Source organism: Caballeronia sp. (assembly GCF_049581465.1).
In the GTDB taxonomy this organism is placed as follows: domain Bacteria; phylum Pseudomonadota; class Gammaproteobacteria; order Burkholderiales; family Burkholderiaceae; genus Caballeronia.
Map to the genome: position 1 here is coordinate 1 of NZ_JBAUSA010000895.1, position 2,439 is coordinate 2,439.

The 2,439-nt window shown below is 61.8% G+C and carries 2 protein-coding genes and 1 pseudogene; 2 read left to right on the forward strand and 1 reads right to left on the reverse strand.

Features of this window, described 5'->3' with window-relative positions:
- Both WCA53_RS21905 and WCA53_RS21910 read left to right on the forward strand, forming a co-directional pair.
- A pseudogene (locus tag WCA53_RS21905) lies at positions 1 to 439 on the forward strand (acetoacetate--CoA ligase); the annotation flags it as partial.
- 40 nt (positions 440 to 479) lie between these two features.
- On the forward strand, positions 480 to 1,253 hold the full coding sequence (locus tag WCA53_RS21910; RefSeq protein ID WP_423915558.1) for a 4'-phosphopantetheinyl transferase family protein: 774 nt from the start codon (positions 480 to 482) through the stop codon (positions 1,251 to 1,253).
- A gap of 158 nt (positions 1,254 to 1,411) precedes the next feature.
- Here WCA53_RS21910 and WCA53_RS21915 read toward each other — a convergent pair.
- The coding region (locus tag WCA53_RS21915) for a c-type cytochrome (RefSeq protein ID WP_423915559.1) at positions 1,412 to 2,439 on the reverse strand (1,028 nt) is incomplete at its 5' end.

Sequence of the window (2,439 nt, forward strand, 5' to 3'; positions counted from 1 at the left end):
GGCGTGGATGCGCTATTGGTGCGGCCATGTGGGCCAGCGATGGCGCACGCTGCGGGAACTGCCTGCGTCTCAGCGTTTCGAGTACGTGACGCACAGGCTCGCGGGGGTAGCGGATCGCGTGCGAATGCGCGTAGGGCGCATGCCGCACAAACCGACAACCTACGCCTTCCCAATACCGCCGGCGCTGCTGCGAGTGCGCGAAACGTTGCGGCTCGCAATGGCCACCTACCGGCCGCGGCCGTATCACGCGGGACCGATCGTCTATGTGCGCGCGCTGATTTCTCAGAATGGGTACGCCGACCCGATGCCGCTGTGGCGACGCGTCGCGCGTGGCGGGCTCGTGATTGCCGAGGTGCCGGGCAGCCACCACGATATGATCGTCGAGCCGGACCTCCAGATCGTCGCTGCAGCACTGGACCGGGAGTTGAGAACCGGGTGACCCCTGTCGGCGCCGGCAGACCTACTCACGGAGCAAATGCATGCGGCACGATCCCGTCACGACAAGTAATGCCAGGTGTCCTGAGTCACCTTTACTATGCGATCCGGGCCGCTTGTCGTTGCAGGAAAAAACCGTGCACGTGTGGGTGCTGAACGACTCTCTAATCGAACAGGTATGCGCGGCGCTCGCCCAGACACTTTCGCCGGACGAGCGGCACCGTGCATGCGCCTACAAGCGGGAAAGGGATCGCGTTCGATTCATCGCCCGGAGGAGCATTCTCCGCTCGCTGATTGGTCGATACCTGAACTGTCGGGGAGAATCCCTGCGCTTTCGGATCGCGCCGTTCGGTAAGTTGGCCTTGCAGCAGCCGGATCCCGCAAGGCTCGCATTCAATGTTTCCCAAACTGACGGGATGGCTCTGCTCGCTTTCGCGTGGGATTGTCACGTTGGCGTGGACGTCGAGCGGCTCGCTAGTGACATGGACGTTACGGGCATTGGACGCGAGGTTTTTTCCTCAATCGAGGAGGCAGCACTTGACGCGGCGCAATCAGATTCGGCGGCGACGTTCTTTAGTACCTGGGTACGCAAGGAATCTCTGCTGAAGGCACTTGGCACAGGTCTGTCTCGCGAGCCGAGGTCCTATACGACGAGAAACGATTCGCAACTTGGCGTCGGCCGCTGGTCCGCTACGCATAAGGGGGCGGCACTGACCGGTTGGACATGTCTCGACATAGTTCTGAGACCGGAATTCCATGGCTCGCTGGCCGTGTCGCTCGACAGCGCGCGAGTCTCGCTTAACGTTGTCACGCTTTAGACGAAGGCTTTCACGAGCTTGTCGCCCTCAGCATAGGACGTCCCGAACGAGGTGCCCCGATCGGTCAAGCCGCCGATCTTCACTGTCGTGGTGCCGGAGCGGAAGGACTCCACCGTTGCCCCACACTCACCGCCAGCAGAACCGCCCCAACCGCCCCCCTATTGCGCCGTCGCGCGCAATTTGGCGACCTCCCCCGCCGCGATGCGAGAGCCCGGATTACCAAACGCCGTCGTCACATAATTGCTAATAGCAGCAATCTGCGCATCCGACAGATGATCGCCGAACGATGGCATGAACGCATGCGCGTCTTTCGTCTCGCGATCCACGCCATGGAGCATGACCATCGTCAGGTTGTTCGCCGCCGACGCCCCCACCACACTGTTATGAATCAGCGACGGATAAGCGCCCAGCGCCTTCCCACCCCGGCCCTCGCCTGTCCAGTTATGACAAGTCGCGCAGTTAGCAATGAACAACTGCGCGCCGTTCACGCCGCTGATCGCCGTACCACGCAGCGCAGTGACTTCATCGGTGGCAGGCTTGCCGTAAGTGTCGCGCGGGCGGGTTTCCCCTCCTCCCTTCGCCGGCACGGCCCTCAGGTAAACGATCATCGAGCGCAAGTCCTGCGGCGTCATGTACTGCGTACTGTTCTGCACGACATCGGCCATCGGACCCGCAGCGTTCGCATGCCCATGCGCCACGCCGGTCGCAAGATACTGCGCAACATCGTCGTCGCTCCATGCGCCAATGCCCGATTTCGCGTCGGGCGTGATGTTGAACGCGCGCCAGCCCGAAATCTCCGCGCCGGTAAAGCGTTCGCTCGTTTTCAATCCCTGCGTCAGGTCGCGCGGCGTATGGCATTCCTCACAGTGCGCCAAACCCCCAGTCAGATACGCGCCGCGATTCCACTCGGCGCTTTGCTTCGGATCAGGTACGTACCGCCCTTCGTGAAAGTTCAACATGTTCCAGAAGGTCATCAGCCAGCGCTGGTTGAAGGGGAACGACATCACGTTGGCCGGCGGCGTGTAGCGAACCGGAGGAAGGGTGTTCAGATACGCGCGGATCGCGAGGACATCGTCGTTGGTCACTTTCGTAAATTCAGGGTACGGGAACGCCGGATAAAGGCGCTCGCCATCCTTGCCAATGCCTTCATGCATAGCGCGCAGGAAATCGGCGTCGGTCCAGCGAC

Bases quoted from the DNA above. Each gene is read 5' to 3' on its own strand.
- WCA53_RS21910 (WP_423915558.1), top strand. From the start codon at position 480: ATGCGGCACGATCCCGTCACGACAAGTAATGCCAGGTGTCCTGAGTCA.